We start from the raw sequence: 20,582 nt of genomic DNA, 5'->3' as shown, positions 1-20,582 counted from the left end.
AGCATCTTTAATTTACATAATATAATTATGGTAACTTTGCGCTGAATCTTTGCTTTCTCTATACCCTTATGCTAAAATTTTTCAAAGGTCATATTAACTGCAGACAGGGGGAAAAAAGAGTGTCCACCTTTAATCACGATAAAATACGAAAAGCTGTTCAATTAATTTTAGAAGCAGTAGGAGAGGACCCAAATAGAGATGGGCTGCTTGATACTCCGATGCGGGTAGCAAAAATGTATGAAGAGGTTTTTCAGGGGCTTCATGAAGATCCGTCCGAACATCTGCAGACAGTGTTTGGAGAAAATCACGAAGAACTGGTGCTCGTCAGGGATATTCCTTTTTATTCCATGTGCGAACATCATCTTGTTCCTTTTTATGGGAAAGCGCATGTTGGATACATACCAAAGGGCGGGAAAGTTACAGGATTGAGTAAACTTGCCAGGACAGTGGAGACAGTTGCAAAAAGACCTCAGCTTCAGGAGAGGATTACCTCCACTGTAGCAGATACGATTGTGCGCACCTTGGAACCTCACGGTGTTATTGTCGTGGTGGAAGCAGAGCACATGTGTATGACCATGCGAGGTATTCAGAAACCTGGTACAGAAACAGTAACATCAGCGGTCCGTGGATCTTTTGAAACAGATGAAGCTTCCAGATCTGAAGTATTGACATTAATTAACCGGTCTTAAATAGAAAGGGGAAGCAGGCATGTCGGATAAAGACGATTTTTTCGTTATAAAGGCAGAAGAAGATGGAGTAAATGTAATTGGCTTGACCCGCGGTACGGACACAAGGTTTCATCATTCAGAAAAACTTGACCGCGGCGAAGTAATGATAGCTCAGTTTACGGAACATACTTCAGCCGTGAAAGTAAGAGGAAAAGCGCTCATTCAAACGAGTCACGGGGAAATAAGGAACGAGGAATAGTCAGGCTTTGCCGGTTCAGCCAGGACTGGATCTGTGCTATAATAGCGGCATTGGCACGTCTTTACCCATAAAAACATTTATTGCGTTATTTTACAAACACATGGGGGACAACAGTATGATTAATGAGCCTTATGAAGCTGTCGATGTACAACGTATCGAACGTGCGTTCAAAAATATGACAAGCCATTCTTATCTGAAACAATACATTGAAGAGGCTGACATCGAATACGACATCATTTTTTTCATGAGGGAGATTTTGGCGGGAACGGATCTGACAGAGGACCAGAAAAAAGAACAGATTCTGTCTGCTCTATTTGTTCAGGCCGCCTTTGCCACTCATGAAAAAGTGGAGAATGATCGAGGAAGTTCACCGGCAGAGAAAAAACCAAAACAACTGACGGTACTGGCAGGAGATTTTTTTAGCAGCCTGTACCATACGATGCTTATTAACAATGTCCATTCAACCATCATCCCGGTGTTCAGCGACGCTATTCAGCGGATTAACGAAGAAAAAATGTGTCTCCACTTTGGGGAAAACACAAGCGAAGACGAATTGATGCACCGCCTGGCTCTTGTCGAAGGCTGCTTTTTCAAAAATATCAGCGCCTTTTATGGAAAACCAGAGCTTGGGTCGCTGGCTGAAACTTTCTTTCTCTTAAAAAGACTAAACCGGGAGAGAGAGTATACGGAAGTCAAATTTTTATCAGCAGCAGCTGGGGCCGTGCATCAATTCTTTGAAAAAGAGCTCAGGGAGAAGGTGAAAAACTGGCCTCCGGAACGGACGGAAAAATGGCTTTCCGATAAAATTTCACACCTGAAAAAGGAACTTTATCAACAATTACATACATTTTCTTTCCAGCAAGACAGTGCTCTTTATGACAGGCTGCTTTCATGGACTGCATTTCAGGATGAAGCAGAGATTAAATAATGAGAGAAGGGTTGGAATGAGTCAGTCAAAAGAAGAACGTGTACATGAGGTGTTTGAAAGCATTTATCATCAATATGACAAAATGAACTCCGTCATCAGCTTTCGCCTTCATAAATCCTGGCGCAGGAAGACGATGGAGGCGATGGATGTCAGGAACGGGGCTCAAGTGTTGGATGTCTGCTGTGGAACGGCGGACTGGACAATAGATCTCGGCAAAGCTGCTGGCAAAGAAGGATCTGTCACCGGCGTCGATTTCAGTGATAACATGCTGAACGTCGGCCGGGAAAAAATTCAAAAAGAAAAGCTGCCCTCTATTAAATTAAAAAAGGCCAATGCGATGAAACTCCCTTTCGAAGATCAAACATTTGACTATGTCACCATTGGATTTGGACTTCGCAACGTCGCAGACTATCAAACTGTTTTACACGAAATGTTCAGGGTCTTAAAGCCTGGAGGGAAAGCGGTCTGTCTCGAAACATCGATGCCGGAAAACAAATATATCCATACGTTATACTCTGTTTATTTTACTTATTTCATGCCAGTTTTAGGCAAGCTATTTGCAGGAAGCTATGACGAGTATTCCTGGCTTCAGGAGTCCACGGCTGCGTTTCCAAATAAAAATCTGCTCACTTTTATGTTTTCAAGAGCCGGTTTTAAGCAGATAGAGGTAACTTCTTATTCGATGGGAACCGCAGCTGCACATTTTGCCCGGAAACCTGGTGCAGTGCAAGGAGAGAACATACATACATGAAAAAAATAAAGATAATACTGGAAATGATAAAATTTGAACATACACTATTTGCTCTTCCTTTTGCGTTCCTTGGAGCTGTTCTTGGAAATTTAATGGTGGAAGGAACATGGCCCGGTGTATCAGAGTGGGTTTGGATCACCCTTGCCATGGTCGGGGCACGAAGTGCTGCTATGACATTAAACCGTGTCATTGATGCCCGCATCGATAAAAAAAACCCACGTACTTCAGAGAGGGCCATTCCAGCCGGACTTATATCCGTTAATCAAAGTGCTCTTTTTATAGCTGCTTCTTTTACTCTTTTATTTATTTCAGCGTTTCAACTGAATATGCTGTCTGTATATCTTTTACCTGTGGCTGTTTTCTTTTTAACGATTTACTCTTATACCAAGAGATTTACCTGGCTCTGTCATGTTATTCTTGGGGTAACAATTGCTATTGCGCCGCTTGGAGGCTGGGTGGGAGCTACCGGCACCCTGCAGGCAGAAGCGTTTTTTTTGTTTCTTGCGGTGGCTTTTTGGACAGCCGGCTTTGATGTCATTTATGCTACACAGGATAAGGAACACGATCAAGAAGAAGGGATCTATTCCATTCCATCGAGGTTTGGCATTGCCGGCGCATTGTACACGGCACGATGGTTTCATGTGATAAGCTTTCTGTCGCTTTTGACGCTGCATTTTTTATCTCCGCTTTCTATCGTTTATCTAGCAGGTGTCCTGATTGCCGGATTGATTATGACGTATGAGCATTCAATGGTAAAACCCGATGATCTTTCAAAAGTCGGGGTCGCCTTTTTCCCGATGAATGGAGTTATCAGTGTTGTGATGCTGCTCTTTACGATTGGAGACGTGCTTCTATGAAGATATTTACGGTGGCCATTACAGGAGCCAGTGGTGCGGTGTACGGCGTTCGGTTGACGGATGAACTGCTGCAGCAGGGCCATTACGTACATCTTTTAATCAGTGAAGCAGGATGGCAGGTATTCAGAGAAGAACTGCTTCTTGATACCTCAGATAGACAAACCTGCCTGGAAGGCTTATTTCACTCTACGGACCATCTTGCTGTCCATGGTCTGCAGGATTTTAAGGCACCGGTTGCAAGCGGCTCTTATTATACCGACGGCATGATCGTCATCCCCTGTTCGATGGGAACCCTGTCCAAAATAGCGAACGGTATGTCCGGTAATCTCATAGAACGTGCAGCGGACGTTCATTTAAAGGAAAAAAGATCCCTCCTTCTGGTGCCGAGAGAGACCCCTTTGAATGGGATCCATCTCGAAAATTTATGGAAAGCCGAAAAAAACGGCTCCTGGATTATTCCGGCGATGCCGGGCTTTTATCATTTACCTGAAACAAAAGACGATCTCATTAATTTTGTAGTAGGCAAGGTATTGGATGCACTGCATGTCAACCATGCTTTGTTTACGAGATGGGGGCAGAAAAAGTGAGTATAAGAGTTGGAGAAATCTCCTATACAAACATCATTCCAGCTTTTTTCTGCATGAACCGACAAGCGTTGGAAGCGGAAGGATGCCGCTTTTATCCAAAGGTCCCTTCAGCTTTAAACCAAGGTATGGCGGAAGGTAATATTGATGTTGCAGGAATTTCCTCGTTTGCCTTTGGGGAAAACTGCGGGGAGCTGGAATTAATGCCGGACTTGTCCGTATCTTCATACGGAAAAGTTGGTTCGATTTATTTATTTTCAAGCAGAAAGATTGAAGCACTGGAAGGGGCACGCATTGCGCTTACTACCTCCAGTGCGACCTCGATTCATCTGTTAAAGATTATATTAAACGAATTTTACGGGTTCCGGGAGGTTACGTATCAAAGCATGGAACCGGACCCAGTGAAAATGAAAATCAATAATGATGCATTTTTATTGATCGGAGATGACGCGATACGCGCCTCGTGGAATACAGAGGAAACCTGGCACCGTTATGATTTAGGTGAATTATGGTATCAACATACCGGACTGCCCATGACCTATGCTGTTTTTGCTGTAAAAAAAACGGCTGGCGATGAGCATCCGCAAACGGTAAAAAAAATATATAAAGAATTTTTATATAGTAAAACTCTTTCTTTACATACTTATTTTCCTCCTATGATCAGAGAGGTCCAGCAAAAGTACGGAGGAACAGTATCATTTTGGGAACAATATTTCCGCGGCCTTCATTATGATTTTCGAGAAAAGGAAAAAACAGGGCTCTTATATTATTTCGAATTATTGCATAAACACAATTATTTAGAACATCCAGTAAGAAACATTAATATGTGGGTGGCCGGAAACGAGGTGCAACACTTATCTTGAAGGTGAATATTATGAAGTTGGCGGATTTGTATATGTTCTTAAAACCGGATATTGCAAAAATAGAAAAAGAACTGGAAAAAGCGGTCGAAGCAGAACATCCTGTATTAAGGGAGGCATCACTTCACCTCCTTCAGGCCGGGGGGAAAAGAATCCGCCCCGTTTTTGTATTGTTAAGTGCAAAATTCGGCAGTTATGATATTAACAGGATCAAACATATAGCTGCAGCCCTGGAACTTATCCACATGGCTTCACTGGTCCATGATGACGTCATTGATGATGCTGATTTAAGAAGGGGACAAAAGACAATAAAAGCGCAGTGGGATAACAGGGTGGCTATGTATACCGGAGATTATATTTTTGCCAAGGCGATAGAAAAAGCGGCGTTTTTTGAGAACGAGTCTATTCACCGGGTTATCTCCGGAGCTATGACGGAAATGTGCCTTGGAGAAATTGAGCAAATACGGCACCAGTATAACTGGGACCAGCATTTAAAAACATACTTGCGCCGAATCAAAAGAAAAACAGCTCTGCTAATTGCCGTGAGCTGCCAGCTTGGAGCCATAAGTGCCGGCGCTTCAGCACAGGACCAATCCAGACTGTATCATTATGGATATAATGTAGGGATGTCCTACCAAATTATCGATGATATTCTGGATTTCACAGGGACGGAAAAAGAACTGGGAAAACCGGCCGGCGGTGATCTTCTTCAGGGGAATGTCACCCTGCCGGCCCTGTATGCGATGTACTATGATTCCAGCCACAAAGGCCAGATTGCTGCCGTACTGGATGACGCTAATAAAACAAATGTGGATATGGCACCGCTTATCGATATTATTAAGACGTCCGGCGGCATTGAGTATTCTAAAAATTTAAGTAAAAAATACCTTAATAAAGCGTTTCGTTCTCTGGATGGTCTACCGGATATTTCCGCAAAAAAATCTCTGCAGGATATAGCTTCCTATATCGGCAGCCGAAGTAATTAAACCACGATGTTCTGGTTGTTACATTGCTAACGCTTTCAACGTTTGGTATAATCATATGGGTTTAGTAACAGGAATACATAGAAAGAGGGATAGGACATGGAGAAGTCTTTTATTATGGTAAAACCTGATGGAGTACAGCGTAACCTGATCGGTGAAATTATACAGCGTTTTGAAAAAAAAGGCTATGCGCTGGCCGCCGGAAAATTAATGACAATTTCTAAAGAACTTGCGGAAGAACACTATGCCGAACTGAAGGACAAGCCTTTCTTCAACGATTTAATCTCCTTTATAACTTCCGGCCCCGTGTTTGCCATGGTGTGGGAAGGAGAAAATGTGATCGCGGAAGCCCGTAAAATGATGGGCGAAACAAACCCGGCGGAAGCTGCTCCGGGGACCATTCGAGGAGACTATGCCGTACAGGTTGGCATGAATGTGATTCACGGCTCTGATTCACCGGAAAGCGCGGAACGGGAAATCCGTTTATTTTTCGAGGAAAAAGAAATCCAGTCTTACGAAAAACTGATTACAGAGTGGGTCTAACTTCAAGTAAGAACAAGCGAGCATTCCTTCGTTTATGGTAAAGATACAACGAACATGCGAAGGCTGCCAGTGGGAACAGTCTGTGTCTCGAGACCCGCAGGGAGGGGATTTCTCCCGCGGGAAGCGAAGTGTTGACGCGGTGGTAGTATAGATGTACAAAAAATTCCGAACGATTCTTTCGCGAATCGTTCGGAATTTTTATTTCTGGACGGTTATGTCCTGCTCTTTTTTCTATAACAATGGACGGACAGGGACGGAAGGCGGCGAGAAGCTGAAGCGCGTCCGCAGCCTAGAAGACACGGCGATCCGCAGGAGACCCGGTGCCGCCCTATTGTCCAGGTCTGAAAGCGTCCGACCGCCGTGTATCCGGGCTGTTAACAGACTTTTGCCAGAGGCTTCTTTCTACAGCGTTTTAATGCTTTCTTACAGACTATTCACCCCTTATTACTCATGATATAATGAAAAAATGAATTGGTTGCAGGAGAGGAAAATGAAATGAACAGAAACAGGAGTTACGAACAGAGAGAAGAGGCAGCCTCTTCGGATTATGAAAGTTTTAAAGAAAACATAAAACGAAAAACCGGGATTGACCTATCTCTATACAAAGAAGCTCAAATGAAAAGGCGCCTGACATCATTTTATGAAAAACGGGGCTTTTATAGTTTTCAGGAGTTTTTCAATGAGGGAATTACAAAGGACGAGGGGGTACTCGAAGAGTTTTTAGAAAGAATGACAATCAATGTGTCGGAGTTTTATAGAAATCCGAAACGGTGGGACGTATTGAGTGACATTATTCTGCCCCGTTTATCAAGCGACACTTCCAGGTTGAAAATATGGTCGGCCGCCTGTTCAACCGGGGAGGAACCATATACGCTGGCAATTCTTTTGAAAGAAAAAAAACTAGTTCCGCATTACTCTATTCTGGCTACAGATATAGATGAAATTATTTTGAAACGCGCCCGGACCGGTTTATATCCGGAGCGGGCATTAAAGGAATTCTCAAACCAGGTGGTGCAGCGTTATTTCCATAAAGAAGAGACAGGATATCGTATCTCGGAGGAAATAAAGGATAAGGTAACCTACCGCCGTCACAATCTACTTGCTGATACATATGAAGCCGGGTTTGATTTAATTATTTGCCGCAATGTCCTTATATATTTTACGGAAGAAGCAAAGCAGAGCATATATGAGAAATTCAATAAAGCGTTAAACCTAGGCGGAGTGTTGTTTGTGGGAAGCACGGAACAGATATTTAATCCGGATCGGTTTGGGTTTAAAACGGAAGATACGTTTTTCTACAAAAAAGTCAAGAACCTGTAAGGAGGATTGTAATTTCTGCTGTTTGCTTCCCCATACACCCGTATAATATGTTATCATTTAATGCATAAAAGCACTAAAGAGAGAGGTTATCTATAAAGGAGTGGAAAGACATGAGATACTTAACAGCGGGAGAATCACACGGGCCGCAGTTGACCACGATTGTGGAAGGCGTACCTGCAAATATGGAACTCCTGGAAGAAGACATCAATCGCGAATTGCGGCGTCGTCAGGGGGGATACGGCAGAGGCCGGCGTATGCAGATAGAAAAGGACAAGGTCCAGTTTAAAAGCGGCGTGCGTCATGGGAGAACAACAGGTGCCCCGATTACAATGGTGGTCGAAAATAATGATTTTAAGTCCTGGACAAAAATAATGGGCTCGGAACCACTGACTGAGGAAGAAGAAAAAGACGTAAAACGCCAGATCAGCCGGCCGCGGCCAGGACATGCAGATTTAAACGGGGCGATTAAGTACGGCCACCGTGATATGAGGAATGTGCTCGAGCGTTCCTCGGCGCGTGAAACGACAGCGCGGGTTTGTGCAGGGGCACTGGCCAAAAAAGTACTGAAAACGTTTGGCATGGAGGTTGGCGGACAGGTGCTTGAAATAGGCGGAATTAAGGCCGAGAATACAGAATATAAAGACATTCATGATTTAAAGGAACGAACAGAAGAATCTCCGGTCCGCTGTCTCGATCAGGAAGCAGAAGAGAAAATGAAACAGGCGATCGACGACGCCAAGGCGAATGGCGATTCCATCGGCGGAGTCGTCCAGACAGTGATCAGCGGAGTGCCGATCGGTATGGGAAGTCACGTCCAGTATGACAGGAAACTGGACTCTAAGATCGCAGGCGCCGTTGTGAGTATTAATGCCTTTAAAGGAGTGGAAGTCGGGATTGGTTTTGACGCTGCCGGTCTCCCGGGGAGTCAGGTTCATGATGAAATTGCCTGGGATAATGAAAAGGGCTATTATAGAAAATCAAATAACCTGGGCGGTTTTGAAGGCGGCATGACCAATGGAATGCCGATTGTAATCCAGGGGGTAATGAAACCAATCCCAACACTGTATAAACCGCTGCAGAGTGTCGATATTGAATCAAAGGAACCATTTAACGCGAGCATAGAACGTTCGGACAGCTGTGCGGTTCCGGCGGCATCGGTCGTCATGGAAAATGTCATTTCGTTTGAAGTTGCGGACGCCCTTCTGGATATGTTTGGGTCCGACAGAGTGGAGGCGGTTGAACGAAATATAAAAGAACACACGGATTGGGCGAGGGAATTTTAATGGAACAGTTACATGTGGAGACACCCAGCCGTTCGTACCCTGTATATATAGGAGAAGGGATCCGGCATCAGGCTGTTCGTCTGCTTGAACCGGTTTTAAAAGGAAAAAGTCGAGTGCTGATATTCAGTGATGCCAATGTAGCTTCCCTTTATGGGGCCGAGGTGAAAGCCGCCCTGGAAGCCTTTCACCCGGTCAGCTTTTTTTCCATAGAAGCGGGAGAAAGCTCCAAGTCTCTGGAAGGATATGAAAAAGGACTGACTGCCTGTATGGAAGAGCATCTGGACCGTCAGTCTGTTATCATCGCGCTTGGCGGAGGAGTTATAGGGGATTTGGCAGGATTTGTAGCAGCCACCTATATGAGAGGAATAGCATTTGTGCAGATGCCGACCACTTTGCTTGCCCAGGACAGCAGTGTAGGCGGGAAGACGGGGATCAATCACCCGCTTGGAAAAAATCTAATCGGTGCTTTCTACCAGCCGGAAGCTGTTATTTACGACACGGAAACGCTGGTTTCCCTCCCGGACAAAGAATGGCGGTCCGGGTTTGCTGAAATGATAAAACATGCGTATATAAAAGATCCGGAATTTCTTGCCTGGCTAAAAGAAAATGTGCAAAGTGTCGACGCTATGAAAAAAGATACATTAAGGCGTTTTCTCAAACGTTCCATTGCTATAAAAGCGGATATTGTAAAAGAAGATGAAAAAGAATCCGGCGTACGTGCGTTTTTAAACTTTGGGCATACTCTGGGACATGCGCTGGAAAAAGTGTCGGGTTATGGAGATATGACCCATGGGGAAGCGGTAGCAGCCGGCATGATTTTTTCGATGAAGCTAAGCAATTACCTGCAGCTGTCCGATTGGAATATTAAAGAAGAAGCATCCTGGCTGGAAAAGCTGGGATATGACGTGGAAGCTCCGTCTGCCTTCTCTCCGGCAGAGCTGATGGAAGCAATTAAAAACGACAAGAAAGTTCAGGCGGGAGAGCTTGCCTTTGTTCTGGTTGAAAGTCCGGGCCGCCCTTTTCTCCAAAAAGTCCGGGAAAGCGACGTGCTTGACTTGCTTACAGAAATGAAGAAGGGGGGCGTGAAATATGATTAGAGGTTTTCGAGGGGCAACCACGGTAAAAAAAAATACAGAAGAACAAATCGTCAACAGTACAAAAAGATTGTTAGAAAAAATGATTAAAGAAAATAATATTTTTCCTGAAAATGTCTCCCATATATGGTTTACTGTCACGTCTGATCTGGATGCTGCCTTTCCGGCAAAAGCGACAAGACTGATAGACGGCTGGCAGTTTGTTCCGGTAATGTGTGCCCGGGAAATTCCTGTCCCCCAAAGCCTGCCGCTCTGTATAAGAATAATGCTGACAGCTGAAACGGAAGCAGCACAGGACGAAGTCCATCATGTATACCTCAATGATGCTGTCAGTCTCCGCCCCGATCTGGAGTTGACAAAAAAGAGAGATTCCTTGTAATATAAAAGTAGTTCTAGTTTAGTGTGGTTATAGTTATGGAGAAGAGCGGAGAGCAGAGAGAATAGAGGAGATTAGCGGAGCGGAGCGGCTGTAGGTTACGTATGCCTGAAACTTTTCCGTTTCAGGCTTTTTATATTGAAGCACGGGGAAACCATATTCCCTGTCCCAGTAGTGGTAGTGCCCTTCTAAGCATCCCCGTCTATTTGCTCTCTTCTTCCACAGATGAAAGAGGTGAGCGCATGTCTGAAACGTCCCTTCAAATTTTTCAGGAACAGACTGCTGAATATCGTATGATCCCTTATGTCCGTACATTTTTTTCTGATACTTTGACCCCGATTGAAGTATTTCAAAAACTTCGGGAATATGCTGTGTTTTTGCTTGAAAGCAAAGATGAGGCGTCGCCTTGGTCCAGATACTCCTTTATTGGACTGAACCCGCAATATACCATCCGGGACCGCAGCAGAAGTTATGAATTTGTGAACAGGGCTGGGGAAGTGATACAAAAAAATCAGTCCTTATCGCAGCTGGTGGAGCAGGCGATCCAATATTTGCAGCCGGCCCCGGCGGAAGTAGATATACCGTTTAGAGGTGGTGCTGTAGGGGTCGTTCCTTATGACAGCGTAGAAGATTTTGAACCAGACCTGAAGACAGAAAATGAAAAGCCGAGAGAAGATAACATTACCCTTCAATTTTGTGAAACGATCATTGCCCTCGATCATGTGACAAAAGAATTGACCTTCATTCATTATGATACAGAGACAGCATTCGCGGCGGCGGATCGATTTGAAAATGCCAGATCGAGTGTAGCCCGATTTATGCAGAAGCTGACCAGAGGCGGGCGGGATGACCTTTTCTCGGCACCGGCTGCAAAACAGACAACCGTGAATTTCAGAGAAGTGAATTCCCTATATCCTAAGGAAAAGTTTAAACAGGACGTGGAACGGATTAAGGACTACATTAAAGCCGGAGATATTTTTCAGGCTGTATTGTCACAGCGGTTTGAACGTACTGTTTCCGTTTCGGCCTTTGATATATACAGGGCATTACGGATGATCAATCCCTCCCCGTACCTGTTTTATTTAAAGCTGGGTACTCAGGAAGTTGTCGGCAGCTCGCCGGAAAGGCTGATTCAGGTGCAGGACAGTCATGTGGAAATTCACCCCATTGCAGGAACCAGAAAACGGGGGAACTCAATGGAAGAAGATGAGGGACTCATTGACGAACTGCTGCAGGATGAAAAAGAACGAGCGGAACACTATATGCTTGTTGATCTTGCGAGAAATGATGTAGGCAGAGTTGCTGAATATGGTTCGGTTGATACACCTGTTCTGCTTGAAATAGGAAAGTTTTCTCATGTTATGCACATTATTTCCAAGGTCACTGGGAGGCTTCAGGAAGGGGTGACTCCGATAGAGGCTCTTCAGGCTTCGTTTCCGGCCGGAACAGTGTCAGGTGCCCCTAAATTTCGTGCCATGGAAATTCTGAAGGAATTGGAACCCCACCGCCGCGGCATTTACGCCGGAGCCGTCTGTTATCTTGGATATGATGGCAATATCGATTCGTGTATAGCAATCAGAACGATGATTGTAGAGGGTGGAAAAGCAAAAATACAGGCCGGAGCAGGTATTGTCGCAGATTCCATCCCGGAAAATGAGTATGAAGAAACTCAAAATAAAGCGGCAGCTCTTTTAAAGGCCATTGAAGCGGCAGAGACTATGTTCTCAGAAAAGGAGGAGAATCAGGGTGTTTAAGCAAATTCTAAGAAAATGCATGGATGGGGATTTTTTAACCGAACAGGAAGCAAAAGCAGCGATGGATGAAATAATGGAAGGAAACGCGACAGAAAGTCAGATCGCAAGTCTATTGACAGTGCTTCGTTATCGGGGAGAGACGATCGATGAAATGACCGGTTTTGCTGCGTCGATGCGTGATCATGTCATCCGTATGGAGCACGGGGAAGAAGGTGTTATTGATACTTGCGGAACTGGCGGGGATTTAAGTTCTACGTATAACATTTCCACCGCCTCAGCGATCGGCCTGTCTTCTCTTGGGGTGAAGGTAGCCAAGCACGGGAACCGTTCGGTTTCGTCCAAAAGCGGCAGTGCAGATGTATTGGAGAAATTGGGGGTCCCCGTTCAGACGACGCCTGAAACAGCAGTAGAGTCTTTGCGCCGCTATCACATGGCCTTTTTGTTTGCTCCGCTGTACCATGTTGCAATGAAACATGCAGTGGCACCCAGAAAAGAAATTGGCTTCCGCACCATTTTTAATTTGCTCGGACCGCTGACGAATCCAGCAAACGCAAAGGCACAGGTGATCGGTGTCTTTCATAAAGATTACGGTAAGATGATGGCAGAAACGTTAAACCGTCTGGGCACTGAACGGGCACTTTTTGTTACGGGAGAGGACGGAATGGATGAGATTACTACCTCCGGCACGACGTATATAACCGAATTGAAAGACGGCAGGGTCCAGCAGTATACCATTTGTCCGGAAGATTTCGGGCTTCAAAAAACGAGCATAAAAAATGCTCAAGTACAAAATGCTGAGGAAAGTGCTACGCTTATTCAAGCAATATTTGAAGGAGAAAAGAAGGGGGCAGCCAAAGATATTCTTATCATGAATATGGCAGCCGGCTTATATGTCGCCAACCAATGCACCACCTTAAAAGAAGGAGCGGTCATTGCCAGCGAAGCATTGGAAAACGGCACGGTAAAGCAGCAGCTTGAAACGCTGCGTAATATTGAGGTGGAAACCTTTTATGCTTAATAACATTCTCTCTACAAAAAAAGACGAAATAAGCCGATTGACGATGCCGGAAACAGCCGATGTCCCTCATTATTCTCTGCAGCACGCCTTAGCTGAAAAAAGCGGAACCATCCAGGTGATAGCGGAAGTAAAGAAAGCCTCCCCTTCCAAAGGACTGATCCGCAGTCCTTTCCATCCGGTACAAATAGCAAAAAGCTACCAGAGCGGAGGGGCGGCAGCGTTATCTGTGCTGACGGATGAGACCTATTTTCAGGGAAGCAGGGATTATTTAACGGATGTGAAAAAAGAAGTTGGATTGCCAGTTCTGCGAAAAGATTTTATCATAGAAGAAGTGCAGGTAGAAGAAAGCAGCCGCATAGGAGCGGACGCCCTTCTATTGATTGCAGCTGCGCTCGAACCTGAAAAACTCCATTATTTATACCAATCTGCGGTACAGCGAGGCCTGGAAGTATTGGTCGAATTTCATTCTGTCCGTGAACTGGAGGAGGTACTCCGCCTTTTTGAACCGTCCCTGATTGGGATTAATAACCGTGATTTAGATACTTTTAAAACGTCGCTTCAGGTGACACATAATCTAAGCGGGCATGTGCCGCCCCAAAGTCTGATTGTTAGTGAAAGCGGAATTCATACACCGGCAGATATCGATTATGTTCAGAATGAGGGGGCCAAAGCTGTACTGGTAGGGGAATCTTTAATGAGACAGGAAAATGTCGAACAGGCGTTGAAAAAGCTGAAAGGGGCTTAATAGCATGAAACGGCCAATGGTAAAATTATGCGGCCTGCAATCTGAAGAGGATGTCATCACAGCTTCCCGTTCTAATGCGGATTTCGCAGGTTTTGTAATGGCGGAAAGTAAACGAAGGGTTTCCCCGGAAGCGGCAAAAAGCTGGCTGGAAGCCCACCCCCTCCCTGGTAAAAAAATTGCTGCATTATTTGTAAATGCTCCTTTAACGGACATTCAAACAGCGGTGGATGTGCTCTCTCCGGATATTATCCAATGTCATGGCACAGAGACCTGTCAAGAGGTGGAAGATATAAAATCCGGGACCAGCCTGAAAGTCTGGAAAGCGATCCCTCATGATGAGGAAGCATTGAATAAAATGAAGGAGTACGCCGGTGTGGTGGACGGTTTTGTGATAGATGCTAAGGTAAAAGGAGCCTGGGGCGGGACAGGACAGCGATTTGACTGGTCTCATGTTCCGCAGTATGTAAGCTTTGGATCAAAGGCGCGGCTTCCTGTCTTAATTGCCGGAGGGATAACGCCATATAACGTTGAAGATCTGCTTTCGTACAGCCCCTGGGGTATAGACATATCCAGCGGAATTGAAAAGAACGGCAAAAAAGAGGAGAGCCTGGTGATGGAATTGGAAAAGAGGTTGAGTAATGATGCAGACTATGTATCCGGACGGTAAAGGAAGATTTGGAAACTTTGGAGGGAAATTTGTCCCTGAGACATTAATGTATGCGCTGGAAGAATTAGAAAATTCTTTAAATGATGCACTGGAAGATTCTGCGTTTCTGAAAGAGTATCATGACACACTGCAGGAGTATGCCGGCAGGCCGACTCCTTTAACTTATGCAGAGAGATTGACAAAAGAACTTGGAGGGGCATCAGTATATTTAAAACGGGAAGACCTCCTTCATACAGGCGCCCACAAATTAAATAATGCAATTGGACAGGCTCTTCTTGCAAAACGCATGGGCAAGAAAAAAATTGTAGCAGAAACAGGAGCCGGCCAGCACGGGGTAGCAACTGCCACCGTGTGTGCCAGGCTTGGTCTGGAATGCAAAGTATTTATGGGAGAAGAAGACACGCGCAGACAGGAACTCAATGTGTTCCGGATGGAATTGCTTGGTGCTGAAGTAGTACCGGTGGACTCCGGAAGTAAAACATTGAAGGACGCAACGAATGAAGCCATTAGATATTGGGTGGCTAATGTAGAAGACACCTTTTACCTTATTGGGTCAGTTGTTGGTCCGCATCCGTACCCAAGAATGGTGAGGGATTTTCAAAGAATCATCGGAGAGGAAACTAAATCTCAGTTTCAACAGTTGACAAACCGCCTGCCGGAGGCCGTTTGTGCCTGTGTCGGCGGCGGAAGCAATGCGATTGGTATGTTTTATCCGTTTCTTGAGGATGAGGTAAAACTTTACGGAGCGGAAGCGGCAGGACAGGGATTAAACACAGAAAAACATGCGGCCACGATCAGTAAAGGTACAAAAGGGGTCATCCACGGTTCCCTCACGTATTTGATACAGGATGAAAACGGCCAGATCATTGAACCCTATTCCATTTCTGCAGGTCTGGATTATCCGGGTATCGGCCCGGAGCATGCGCATCTGGCGGAATCCGGAAGAGTGTCATACGAAGGAGTAACAGATAAAGAGGCGATTGAAGCTCTTTCTTACCTTACTAAAACCGAAGGTATTCTGCCTGCCATTGAATCTGCACACGCCCTTCATATCGCTTTTGAAAAAGCGAAACATATGAAAAAAGAAGAAGCGGTGGTCATTTGTTTGTCCGGCAGAGGCGATAAAGATGTCCATTCCATTAAAGCTTTTATGGAAAGGGAGTCTGAATGATGGTAAAAACAAAAGTCGAAGAAGCTGCAAGAAACGCAGAATACCCTTTGTTTATTCCTTTTATTATGGCAGGAGATCCTGATCCCGATATTACAGTGGAGCTGGCTATGCAGCTGCAGGAAGCGGGGGCTCACATATTGGAGCTTGGAATTCCGTATTCGGATCCATTAGCAGATGGCCCGCTCTTACAACGATCGGCTGCCAGAGCATTAGAGCAGGGAATGAGTCTGCAGCGCGCGATGCAATTAGTTCCAAAAATGAGAGATAAGGGTGTGACGATTCCGGTTATTATTTTTACTTATTTTAACCCTGTCATGCGAATGGGAGAGGAATTATTCCTGGACCAGGTGAATGAAATGGGAGCCGATGGCGTGTTAATACCGGATCTCCCATATGAAGAAAGCAGGGATATAGAGAAAAAGGCTGCAGAAAGAGGGCTTGCCAATATATCCCTGGTGGCTCCAACGTCCGGAGCGAGAATTGAAAAAATAGCCCAGGAGGCTGAAGGATTTCTCTACTGTGTCTCCAGTCTTGGAGTAACCGGCACGCGGGATTCCTTCCCCCCGGAAGCCTATACGTTCATTGAGAAAGTAAAAGCAAACAGTAAGGCCCCAGTAGCAGTCGGATTTGGGATTTCAACCCCTGAGCAGGTGGACAACCTTCATGGTGTGTGCGACGGGGTTATTGTCGGCAGTGCGATAATGAGAAAAGTAGAGGAATGCACATCCCTTATGCAAGATCCGGAAAAAAGAACAAAAGCATTGGCTGATATAAAATCGTTTGTGTCCTCTCTCATTTCGTCGTAATATAGAGAGAGAATTTATTTGGACTCTTGTGAGGTGCAAAAAGATGAAACCTAAATCCCAGATTATTGGAATGGAACCATATAAACCAGGAAAGCCGATGGAAGAAGTAAAACGGGAACTCGGCTTGTCTGAAGTCCATAAGTTAGCTTCTAATGAAAATCCGTACGGTCCTTCTCCGGCTGTACCGAAGGCTGTATTTGAAGCAGCAAAGCGTGCAGAGGTTTATCCGGATGGTTATGCTGCCGAAATTCGCGGAGCAGTTGCAGCCTGCCTGGATGTCCACCCTTCGCAACTAATTTTCGGCGCTGGTTCGGACGAAGTGATTCTTATGCTGTGCCGCGCTTTTTTAACGCCGGAAACTAATACGGTGATGGCAGCTCCTTCCTTTTCACAGTATAAACACAATGCGGTGATTGAAGGAGCGGAAATTCGGGAGGTTCCGTTGAAAAACGGCTCCCATGACCTGCCGGCAATGCTGCAGCAGATAGATGAAAATACCAGAATTGTGTGGGTGTGCAATCCCAATAATCCGACGGGCACGTACACTACCGCGGAAGAATTCGATGCCTTTATCAAACAAGTACCTTCGGATGTTCTGGTGGTCTCGGATGAAGCATACTTCGAGTATGTAACAGCGCCGGATTACCCGGATACCCTCTCCCGCCTTTCGGATTATCCGAATCTGATGGTACTGCGAACATTTTCGAAAGCCTACGGGCTGGCATCTCTTCGAATCGGCTACGGCGTGGCATCGCCAGATTTAATTGAGGTTCTTGATCCTGTGCGTCCTCCTTTCAATACAACGACGATCGCTCAGTCTGCAGCCATTGCTGCTTTAGACGACCAGGAGTATATTAAAAACTGCCGGGACCGGAACAGAAAAGCATTAGATCAATTCGTAGATTTTTGTAAAAAACACGGTTTGTCCTATCTGCCTTCACAAACTAATTTTTTACTGCTGGATACTGGCATCCCCGGCAATAAAATGTTCGAGGCCCTATTAAGGAAAGGAATTATTGTTCGTTCCGGGGAAGCACTAGGTTTTCCGACTTCCATCAGAGTAACAGCCGGCAAGGACGAACAAAATCACTTATTCCTGCAGGCCCTCGAGGAAAGCATAAAAGAAAACAGCACGTTTGCTGAACATTAATCTTTATGATCCTGGCGGCGGGCATCTGCAAAACTCCTGCTTCCCGTAAGCCGGGGTTAGGGAATAAATAATAGTCGACGATTGATTTTCACGGCGCAGATCACAAAGGTGTTGCAGCATGGCATCTTTATAGAACAGCCTTGCTGCTGTGTTGCACCGGGAAACCGCAGGTGCAGAATGCTGTGTTCTTAGCGTTTTTGGGTGGGTAAACCCAAGGATGGAAGGTTCGCTTTACTGCCGTCCTGCCTGGGAGCAGGCCGGCCGTTTTTATGCAGTATATTGTGCTGCTGTGCTGCCTCGACAGGAGAGAAATGAAGGAGGAGCAAAGCTTTGTCCAAAAAAATTTGTGTAGTAGGAATGGGATTGATCGGTGGATCCATCGCCTTATCTATAAAAAAAGAACATCAAGTACATATTACGGGCGTTGATATTGATGAAAATCAGTTAAAATTAGCCAGGTCTCTGCGCGTCATTGATGAAGGAACAACAGAACTGGATCAGGGGATTGCAGATGCAGAATTTATCATTCTTGCTGTACCGGTAACGAAAACGGAAGTGATCCTGGAAGAATTGGAGAATAAGAATCTGCAAACGGGGACGATCGTAACAGATGTTGGAAGCACGAAGACCCGGATTGTGGAAAAAGCCAAAGGATTGCAGGAGCAGGGGGTTGTATTCATTGGCGGACACCCGATGGCTGGATCGCATAAAAGCGGTGTTCAGGCTGCAAAAGCTCATTTATTTGAGAATGCTTTTTATATTTTAACCCCGGCGGAAGGTACTCCTGCCAATAAAATTATTCAACTGCAAAATTGGCTGAAAGGGACAAATGCACGTTTTATGGAGCTGTCTGCCACTCAGCATGATAAGCTGGCCGGCCTTATCAGTCATTTCCCCCATATTATTTCAGCTGCCTTGGTGCATCAGGTCAAACATATGGAAACAGAAGACGGTCTGGTGACAAGAATGGCAGCAGGAGGCTTTCGGGATATTACCCGGATCGCGTCAGCGAACCCGGTGATGTGGAGAGATATTTTATTACACAACAAGCAAGTCATGCTTGATCTTCTTAAGCAGTGGCAGAAGGAAATGGAACGTATGGAAAATATGCTTCAGCTGGAAGATAGTGCTTCGATCCTTGACTATTTCGGGGAAGCCAAGTCATTCCGCGACGGCCTGCCTGTAAAAGAAAAAGGCGCTCTTCCTTCATATTACGATCTGTTTGTTGACGTACCCGACCACCCTGGAGTCATTTCCGATGTAACCGGTATTTTGGGGAAAGCAGGGATCAGCATCACTAATATAAGAATTATCGAAACAAGAGAAGATATTATGGGAGTATTACAGCTTTCGTTCCGTTCGGATAACGATAGATCGGAAGGGAAGATCAGTCTGGAAAATGCGTTATATGAGGCTTATATTATGGAATAATCCGCTTAGCAGGCGGGGGGATGTTTTATCCCCCTGATAAAATTTTTAATAAAAGATTGACAAATATTAAACTTTCGTTATAATAAACTGTAGCGTATGGTTTCTCTCCACTCCTATCCATACTCATAATGGAATAGCATTTTGGCTAACCCGGTTTGTAAGCGTTTACTTACCGGGTCTTTTTTGTACTTTCAGGAATGGTTTCTGCCCCCCTGCTGCTTTTACCAGCGGGAGAGGGACTTAGGAGAAGTTATGTAACAAGGGGGTTAGTGTCTTCCAAAACGTTCTTAGAGGAATGCTTCCGCCAGGAGCGAAGACTGTTCCGTCTCCTTGAACAAGAATTTGCCGGGAGGGTTCCTCCCCGGGTCCATGTTTTTCTTAGGTGCCTGTTCATAAAATCTCCTTTCTCCTCATATTCTTGCATAACTACAAGCAAAGGGGAGAATGTGGATGAATTACTGGCTTGTCTCTGCTGAAGATCGAAGCAAAAAGCTTCCTATTAAAATACAAAATCAATCCATCGTATACCGGGACCGCTGCCGATTTGAAACGGCGATGCGCATGAATGCAGAAGGCTTTGCCATAGAACCAGCCAAAGTTGCTCTAGGTGGAAATGTAAGAAAATTCATGGATGAAAAGGCACACCATAGGTGGAAATCCATGATAGAAAAAGGAATTACCACCGCTTTATTATTGCTGCCGGTTCAAAAAAAACAAGATGTAACCCAGGGGGAAGCGGAAGTACAAAAGCAGCTGTCCTCTCCTATTGATTATATCCTCGTTCCATCGATACCCTCCCGGAAACTGTCACCCGCTTTTATTCAATTTATCATTTTAAAAAAATACCCGGTAATAGAAATCTCCTTTTCTTCTCTGGAAGAATGTAAGCAGGTGCCATGGGATTGGATCAGGCAGGCTGTCGGGCCATCAACGATAAGCTTCATATTTCGTTTTCCGGCACCGGCGGTAAATAAAGAACGACTTAAAAAAATGGAATGGGAAAAGCAGTTGTCTGCACTTTTTCCAGTAATTTCCTTTCAAAACGGTCCGATTTTAAACAAAAATGAAATGCAGATGGCAGGCCTTTACCCAAAAAAAGGCTCTCTTGTTCGAGGAGATGCAGATTATTTGTTATACTATAAATCGGAATATACAAACCACGATGAACAGGGACAGGCTTTTCGAGACAGATATCCTGATATTGTAGTCATGAGGGGGAATGTTCTAAAAGCCGGACCTGAATTTCAGCATCCGCAAGAATTGGGATATTATTGTGATCAAATTCTCCCGGGACGGCTTCGTTCCATTAATTATGCAGAGCAGTGACGGAGGTA

22 protein-coding genes are annotated in these 20,582 nt (G+C 45.1%); all 22 read left to right on the top strand.

The genetic code is table 11. The features are described 5' to 3' along the window. Nucleotides 1–119: 119 nt before the first annotated feature. The 22 genes from folE to G475_RS0108660 all read left to right on the top strand — a co-directional run bounded on the left by folE (nt 120) and on the right by G475_RS0108660 (nt 20,574). Nucleotides 120–689, top strand: coding sequence for a GTP cyclohydrolase I FolE (gene folE / locus G475_RS0108770; protein WP_026700964.1), 570 nt, complete (start codon nt 120–122; stop codon nt 687–689). Between the two features lie 19 nt (nt 690–708). Continuing rightward, nucleotides 709–927, top strand: coding sequence for a trp RNA-binding attenuation protein MtrB (gene mtrB, locus G475_RS0108765; protein ID WP_026700963.1), 219 nt, complete (start codon nt 709–711; stop codon nt 925–927). A 7-nt stretch (nt 928–934) separates the two neighbouring features. Further along, nucleotides 935–1,855 carry a heptaprenyl diphosphate synthase component 1 gene (locus G475_RS0108760; RefSeq protein ID WP_026700962.1) on the top strand — a complete coding sequence of 307 codons (921 nt, stop codon included), beginning with the start codon at nt 935–937 and terminating at the stop codon, nt 1,853–1,855. A gap of 16 nt (nt 1,856–1,871) precedes the next feature. Continuing rightward, the gene (locus G475_RS0108755) at nt 1,872–2,606 is read left to right on the top strand and encodes a demethylmenaquinone methyltransferase (protein ID WP_026700961.1); all 735 of its coding nucleotides are present in this window, start codon (nt 1,872–1,874) and stop codon (nt 2,604–2,606) included. Beyond that, on the top strand, nt 2,603–3,463 hold the full coding sequence (locus G475_RS0108750) for a UbiA-like polyprenyltransferase (RefSeq protein ID WP_026700960.1): 861 nt from the start codon (nt 2,603–2,605) through the stop codon (nt 3,461–3,463). Before G475_RS0108755 ends, G475_RS0108750 begins: the two co-directional genes overlap by 4 nt. Beyond that, complete coding sequence (locus tag G475_RS0108745; protein ID WP_026700959.1) at nt 3,460–4,050, top strand: UbiX family flavin prenyltransferase; 591 nt, start codon at nt 3,460–3,462, stop codon at nt 4,048–4,050. The genes G475_RS0108750 and G475_RS0108745 overlap by 4 nt, the downstream gene beginning before the upstream one ends. Next, entirely contained in the window at nt 4,047–4,910 is an 864-nt protein-coding gene (locus G475_RS0108740; RefSeq protein ID WP_035710594.1) for a menaquinone biosynthesis protein, read from the top strand. The genes G475_RS0108745 and G475_RS0108740 overlap by 4 nt, the downstream gene beginning before the upstream one ends. An 11-nt stretch (nt 4,911–4,921) precedes the next feature. Beyond that, the gene (gene hepT / locus G475_RS0108735; protein WP_026700957.1) at nt 4,922–5,893 is read left to right on the top strand and encodes a heptaprenyl diphosphate synthase component II; all 972 of its coding nucleotides are present in this window, start codon (nt 4,922–4,924) and stop codon (nt 5,891–5,893) included. Between the two features lie 96 nt (nt 5,894–5,989). Further along, complete coding sequence (ndk, locus tag G475_RS0108730) at nt 5,990–6,433, top strand: nucleoside-diphosphate kinase (protein WP_026700956.1); 444 nt, start codon at nt 5,990–5,992, stop codon at nt 6,431–6,433. A 495-nt stretch (nt 6,434–6,928) separates the two neighbouring features. Then, nucleotides 6,929–7,753: a CheR family methyltransferase gene (locus G475_RS0108725; protein WP_051302347.1), complete on the top strand. Its 825-nt coding sequence runs from the start codon at nt 6,929–6,931 to the stop codon at nt 7,751–7,753. A 110-nt stretch (nt 7,754–7,863) separates the two neighbouring features. Next, a complete protein-coding gene (aroC, locus tag G475_RS0108720; protein ID WP_026700954.1) occupies nt 7,864–9,036 on the top strand; it encodes a chorismate synthase in 1,173 nt (390 codons plus the stop codon). Further along, nucleotides 9,036–10,133, top strand: a complete 1,098-nt coding sequence (gene aroB / locus G475_RS0108715) for a 3-dehydroquinate synthase (protein ID WP_026700953.1) — start codon at nt 9,036–9,038, stop codon at nt 10,131–10,133. Before aroC ends, aroB begins: the two co-directional genes overlap by 1 nt. Beyond that, nucleotides 10,126–10,509 (top strand): chorismate mutase, encoded by a 384-nt coding sequence (gene aroH / locus G475_RS0108710; protein WP_026700952.1) that lies wholly within the window; start codon nt 10,126–10,128, stop codon nt 10,507–10,509. Before aroB ends, aroH begins: the two co-directional genes overlap by 8 nt. A gap of 239 nt (nt 10,510–10,748) precedes the next feature. Continuing rightward, nucleotides 10,749–12,260 carry an anthranilate synthase component I gene (gene trpE, locus G475_RS0108705; protein ID WP_026700951.1) on the top strand — a complete coding sequence of 504 codons (1,512 nt, stop codon included), beginning with the start codon at nt 10,749–10,751 and terminating at the stop codon, nt 12,258–12,260. Beyond that, on the top strand, nt 12,253–13,278 hold the full coding sequence (gene trpD / locus G475_RS0108700; protein ID WP_026700950.1) for an anthranilate phosphoribosyltransferase: 1,026 nt from the start codon (nt 12,253–12,255) through the stop codon (nt 13,276–13,278). The genes trpE and trpD overlap by 8 nt, the downstream gene beginning before the upstream one ends. Continuing rightward, nucleotides 13,271–14,023: an indole-3-glycerol phosphate synthase TrpC gene (trpC, locus tag G475_RS0108695; RefSeq protein WP_026700949.1), complete on the top strand. Its 753-nt coding sequence runs from the start codon at nt 13,271–13,273 to the stop codon at nt 14,021–14,023. Before trpD ends, trpC begins: the two co-directional genes overlap by 8 nt. A 4-nt stretch (nt 14,024–14,027) precedes the next feature. Further along, complete coding sequence (locus tag G475_RS0108690) at nt 14,028–14,690, top strand: phosphoribosylanthranilate isomerase (protein WP_026700948.1); 663 nt, start codon at nt 14,028–14,030, stop codon at nt 14,688–14,690. Continuing rightward, a complete protein-coding gene (trpB, locus tag G475_RS0108685; protein ID WP_026700947.1) occupies nt 14,665–15,861 on the top strand; it encodes a tryptophan synthase subunit beta in 1,197 nt (398 codons plus the stop codon). Before G475_RS0108690 ends, trpB begins: the two co-directional genes overlap by 26 nt. Next, nucleotides 15,861–16,667 (top strand): tryptophan synthase subunit alpha, encoded by an 807-nt coding sequence (trpA, locus tag G475_RS0108680; protein WP_051302345.1) that lies wholly within the window; start codon nt 15,861–15,863, stop codon nt 16,665–16,667. Before trpB ends, trpA begins: the two co-directional genes overlap by 1 nt. 43 nt (nt 16,668–16,710) lie before the next feature. Then, a complete protein-coding gene (hisC, locus tag G475_RS0108675) occupies nt 16,711–17,817 on the top strand; it encodes a histidinol-phosphate transaminase (RefSeq protein ID WP_026700945.1) in 1,107 nt (368 codons plus the stop codon). A 330-nt stretch (nt 17,818–18,147) separates the two neighbouring features. Then, on the top strand, nt 18,148–19,248 hold the full coding sequence (locus G475_RS0108665; protein ID WP_026700944.1) for a prephenate dehydrogenase: 1,101 nt from the start codon (nt 18,148–18,150) through the stop codon (nt 19,246–19,248). Nucleotides 19,249–19,698: 450 nt separating this feature from the next. Then, nucleotides 19,699–20,574, top strand: a complete 876-nt coding sequence (locus G475_RS0108660; protein WP_026700943.1) for a hypothetical protein — start codon at nt 19,699–19,701, stop codon at nt 20,572–20,574. Nucleotides 20,575–20,582 lie beyond the last annotated feature (8 nt).

Source organism: Salibacterium aidingense DSM 18341, assembly GCF_000429685.1.
GTDB classification, from domain to species: Bacteria; Bacillota; Bacilli; order Bacillales; family Marinococcaceae; genus Salibacterium; species Salibacterium aidingense.
The sequence above is the reverse complement of the archived record's forward strand: the minus strand, read 5'-3'. Positions and strand labels throughout refer to the sequence as shown.